Consider the following 1,915-nt stretch of genomic DNA (forward strand, 5'->3'; position numbering starts at 1 on the left):
ATTCCTTGACGCTGCCTGCGGCGAGGCCGGATTGCCAGAACCGTTGGAGGAGGAGGAAGACGGCGACGATCGGGATGATCGTGAGGAGGGAGCCGGTGATGATGAGGTCGAAGACGGCTTCGCCGCCGGCGGTCTGGGCCTGGGCGTTCCAGGCGTTGAGGCCCAGGGTCAGCGGGTACCAGTCGGGGTCCTTGATCATGATCAGTGGCAGGAAGTAGTTGTTCCAGGTCGCCACCATGGAGAAGAGCAGGACGGTGACGGTGCCGGGCATCAGCAGGGGCAGTGCGATGGTGAAGAAGGTGCGCAGTTCGCCCGAGCCGTCGATGCGGGCGGCTTCGAGGAGTTCGGTGGGGACGGCCTCGGCGGCGAAGACCCACATGAGGTAGAGGCCGAAGGGGGAGATGAGGGAGGGGATGATCACCGCCCAGGGGGTGTTGGTGAGTCCCATGTTGCTGAACATGAGGAAGGTGGGGACGGCCAGTGCGGTGCCGGGCACGGCGACGGCTCCGATGACGGTGGCGAAGACGGCCTTGCGTCCGGGGAAGTCGTACTTGGCCAGGGCGTAGCCGCCCAGGACGGCCAGGATCGTGGCGCCGCCGGCGCCGGCCAGGACGTAGAGGAGGGTGTTGAGGAGCCAGCGGACGAAGACGCCGTCGTCGTAGGCCAGGGTGCGGGTGATGTTGTCCCAGAAGTGGCTCTCGTCGGCGAACCAGAGTCCGAAGGAGTCCAGCAGGCCCTTTTGGTCCTTGGTCGCGTTGATGACGAGCCAGGCCAGCGGGGCGAGGGTGTAGAGCAGGACCAGGCCGGTGATGAGGGTCAGCGGGATGCTGGGGCGGGGCCGCAGCGGGGTGTGGGGCGGCTTCCTGCGACTTCTTGCCGTGGCGATCCTGTGCTTGCTCGTACCGGTGCCGTGGGTGGTGGAAGGTCCGGCGGGGGAGCTGGAGTCGGTGGTGGCGGCAGCGGTGGTGGGGGAGGTGGTCATCGGGTCAGCCCTTCCGCATGCCGCGCAGCTGGACGGTGTAGGCGATGATCGCGGTGATCACGCCCATCACGATCGCGACGGTCGCCGCGTAGTTGTGCTGCTGGCCGGAGAAGGACAGCGAGTAGGTGTAGACGTTGGGGGTGAAGTCGCTGGTGATCGCGTTGGGGGCGAGTTTTTGCAGGATGCTGGGCTCGTTGAACAGCTGGAAGCTGCCGATGATCGAGAAGATGGTGGCGATGACCAGGGCGCTGCGGATCGCGGGCAGTTTCACCGAGGCGATCACCCGCCATTCCCCGGCGCCGTCGATGGCCGCCGCCTCGTAGAGCGAGCGGGGCACGACCTTGAGCGCGGAGTAGAAGATCAGCATGTTGTAGCCGACGAACTCCCAGGTCACGATGTTGCCGATGGACGCCAGGACCAGTGAGGGCGAGAGCGGGTCGGGCAGCGTGACGCCCAGGGCGTCGTTGACGTTGCCGACCAGGCCGAACTGGGTGCCGTACATGAAGCCCCAGATCAGGCTGGCGACCACGGCGGGCACCGCGTAGGGCAGGAAGATCGAGACGCGGAAGAAGGTCCTGCCGTACAGCCGGCCGCTGTCGATCGCCAGCGCGACCAGCAGGGCGATGCCGAGCATCACCGGCACCTGCACCAGCAGGAACAGTCCCACCCGCAGCAGGCCCTGCCAGAAACGCTCGTCACCCAGCGCGTCGGCGTAGTTGTCCAGGCCGACGAACGAGGTGCCGCCGATCAGCCGGTCCTGGAACAGGCTCAGGTACAGGGCGTAGCCGATCGGCGCGAGGAAGACGAGTGCGAAGACCGCGACGAACGGGCCGGCGAACCCCCAGCCCACCCAGGCCTCCTTCCGGAGACGGAAACGGGCTCGCCGGCGAGGCGGCGAAGCCGCCTGAGCTGACGTCGACAGGAGCGTCATGG

General features: G+C 67.1%; 2 protein-coding genes. Both read right to left on the minus strand.

From position 1 onward, the window contains the following. Positions 1-982 (minus strand): carbohydrate ABC transporter permease (locus ACIQFX_RS39110; RefSeq protein ID WP_402473372.1); only part of this gene is annotated, 982 nt, incomplete at its 3' end. A gap of 4 nt (positions 983-986) precedes the next feature. Further along, positions 987-1,913 (minus strand): carbohydrate ABC transporter permease, encoded by a 927-nt coding sequence (locus tag ACIQFX_RS39115; protein WP_402473374.1) that lies wholly within the window; start codon positions 1,911-1,913, stop codon positions 987-989. Positions 1,914-1,915 lie beyond the last annotated feature (2 nt).

Origin of the sequence: Streptomyces sp. NPDC093089 (genome assembly GCF_044754405.1) — a bacterium.
Taxonomy (GTDB): domain Bacteria; phylum Actinomycetota; class Actinomycetes; order Streptomycetales; family Streptomycetaceae; genus Streptomyces.